We start from the raw sequence: 1,798 nt of genomic DNA on the forward strand, positions 1-1,798 counted from the left end.
AATCGTGGGGGCAGGTCAGCCTCTATCAGAAAGCGGGACATCCGTTTAGATGAAGAAACTTCACGCTGGTACATTTATATAGAAGACGGGAAAACCGAACATGCCCAACGCCAGATACCACTCAATAAGGTTTTAGAGTCAGGTTTACTCAGTCTTGCCGATGCTCTAAACGATGGTGATCTGATTTTCAGTGACTTACCTAACTACACCACAGCAACAGTCGAATGGGGTAAGTTGATGAATGAAACAGGTATCCCTGATTATGATGAGTTTGGGCTAAAAAGGCGCATACATAGTCTTCGTCACACCTTCGTAAGCCATTGCCTTGCATCTGGGGGCGTGTCTTTACCTTTGATGCAGTTTGTAGTTGGTCATTCCCGAACCCAAAGTTTAGGCGTCACCTCTATTTACACGCATCGCCCACCGCTTAAAGACCTGTTATGTGTAGTTGACTTCCAGAACTAAAAAAGGGGCTGATGCCCCATTTATATCTTCCCGCTCAAGAACACATAAATCCTCAGCCCCCTAACCCATGATTAGGAATGATCTGAAATTTATTTTCCCCCCATATTTCAATCGCTTATATCAATCGTTATTATCAATCGTATATTGCTAATTGATCGCTTTTATTGATCAGCATTTTTAAATGCATCATTATCAGTCTGTTACATTCATGGAGTAAACACATGCAGACTCAATTTATCGCGGAAATAATTGTGAGCATTGACGAGAGGTTGTTAGGCGTTGAGCTTCTCACTCGCTTCATTACCTCAGATGGACGTCCCCTTCACCCTGAGTTCGTAATTTCATCTTGGGATTTAGATAGGAAGCGGCTTTTCCTATACGAACAATGTGGAAACATTGCCATTAAGCAAACGTGGTTCGAGCAAAAGAATCTATTTTGTACACTGAACATTGATCAGCAAATGGCTTTTCTGATACGTCATGACTACATACTTAGACAAACTTTCGAATCGATGCCATTCATCAAACTTGAACTTTCTGAGCATTTCCCTGGTTTGGATAAGGGATTGAAAAGTCCCTTATTAAAATCGCTGAGCCAGGGTGTAAATGGGCTATGGCTCGATGACCTTGGCGCAGGAAATGCAAATGTTGTTAGTTTAATGGAAGGATACTTTGAGGTTGTAAAGGTAGATCGCTGCTTCTTTAATGAACAGGTGCAGAAACCAACCTTCTACCCGCTGATTGCTTCCATTCAAAAACACTGCGGCAAAGTTATTATCGAAGGGATTGAGAATCGAGAACATTTGCGAATACTGCGTGAGGTGGGGATTTGGGGATTACAGGGGTATCTTTTTAAATCTGTCCCTTTTAAAAACGTGGATTTATTGCTGTAGTGTTGAAACCATCAAAAAAGGGGCTTACGCCCCTTTGATGTATCACCCGCCTGTACTGCTTTGACCGCTCAAGGCTGACAAGGTTAGTGACTGTGCGAAACTTGCTTGTGAGGCTCTCGCCTGGAAATCAATGTAATCGCTTAATCTTGAGCTATCGCTGGCGATGGTGAGCGGAACAGACGCTTCAAGATTGAGATTGAATACAGGTGCAAGGTTGTACGATGGCGCACTATTGGTGCTGGTTAGGGATGATATAGCAGAATCACGAAGCGCTCCCCCTCGCAGAGAATCACCATTCAGGCCGTACTGTTCTACCGCTGTCCCTGTAGGCTTATCATCTATTCCTAACCAACCTTTAACAGCATGACCGACACTACGGGTATTAAACCCTGTCTTGTCCTGCACCCAATCGGCAGCACTGTGAAGTGGTTTACTGAATT

General features: G+C 43.6%; 2 protein-coding genes and 1 pseudogene. 2 read left to right on the forward strand and 1 reads right to left on the reverse strand.

Annotated features, from left to right (window positions below; translation table 11 throughout):
- Both CKK19_RS25215 and CKK19_RS25220 read left to right on the forward strand, forming a co-directional pair.
- The coding region (locus tag CKK19_RS25215; RefSeq protein WP_225455267.1) for a tyrosine-type recombinase/integrase at nt 1–465 on the forward strand (465 nt) is incomplete at its 5' end.
- Nucleotides 466–686: 221 nt separating this feature from the next.
- Nucleotides 687–1,358, forward strand: coding sequence for an EAL domain-containing protein (locus CKK19_RS25220; protein WP_225455268.1), 672 nt, complete (start codon nt 687–689; stop codon nt 1,356–1,358).
- 42 nt (nt 1,359–1,400) lie between these two features.
- Here CKK19_RS25220 and CKK19_RS25225 read toward each other — a convergent pair.
- A pseudogene (locus tag CKK19_RS25225) lies at nt 1,401–1,798 on the reverse strand (hypothetical protein); the annotation flags it as partial.

The organism is Enterobacter sp. CCUG 70166, from assembly GCF_020224095.1.
Taxonomy (GTDB): Bacteria; Pseudomonadota; Gammaproteobacteria; order Enterobacterales; family Enterobacteriaceae; genus Enterobacter; species Enterobacter intestinihominis.

Excerpts from the sequence above, each read along its gene's own strand:
- CKK19_RS25220 (WP_225455268.1), top strand. The coding sequence starts at position 687 with ATGCAGACTCAATTTATCGCGGAAATAATTGTGAGCATTGACGAGAGG.